This window comes from Staphylococcus sp. 231237_7MaSpsaltlick, assembly GCF_043107035.1.
On the sequence record NZ_JBICNX010000244.1, the window covers coordinates 1 to 680 of the forward strand.

General features: G+C 30.3%; 1 protein-coding gene. It reads right to left on the reverse strand.

Features of this window, described 5'->3' with window-relative positions; genetic code table 11:
• The coding region (locus ACF91D_RS31220) for an SGNH hydrolase domain-containing protein (RefSeq protein ID WP_392438620.1) at positions 1-680 on the reverse strand (680 nt) is incomplete at both ends.

Here is a 680-nt window from a genome sequence, read left to right on the forward strand (position 1 = left end):
ATTTTCTTCCTTGTTTTCAATAATATATTTTAAATTTTCAGCCAGTACATTGCCGAAAGACTCCGAATAAGTATTTGTCATATGATCCATATCTCTATAAATGTTAATATTTCCAATTACTGGTGTATATTGATTGTCTACTTTAAAAAATTCAGTAGGGTCAAATTTGTATAGTCTCTCATCATTTTTAGCAAAATCTTTCCAATATGATGTGTCTTTTTGGCTTTCAAAGTCATTCATTTTTTTGATTGTCTTCTCTTCACCAAATTTTTCAAATTCTTCAGGAACACTAAAATCATAAGTTGGAATATCTCTTATAGCAAGAACATCCATACCATACTCATCTTTTACAATATTCAGTTGATTGATCATTTGATTTTGAACCCATTTACTATCACTAGCAGCAGAAGTTGCGTGTGAAACAACTAAATCTATATCTTTATGATGTTGTAAATAGTCGTTAACATTTTTAACCCATTTTCCTTTAGGGCTATTATCTTCATAGCCAGTAGAAAAACGTGTCCCAGAACGTGTAATATTTAGTATTCTATAACCATATTTATCTGCGGCTTTAATAAATCCACACAGCCAATGCTCAGAGTGAGAACTTCCAACTAAAGCAATTGTAGCTTTATAATTCTCTGTTTTACCATATTCACCTACTTTTACATCTGTTTTTT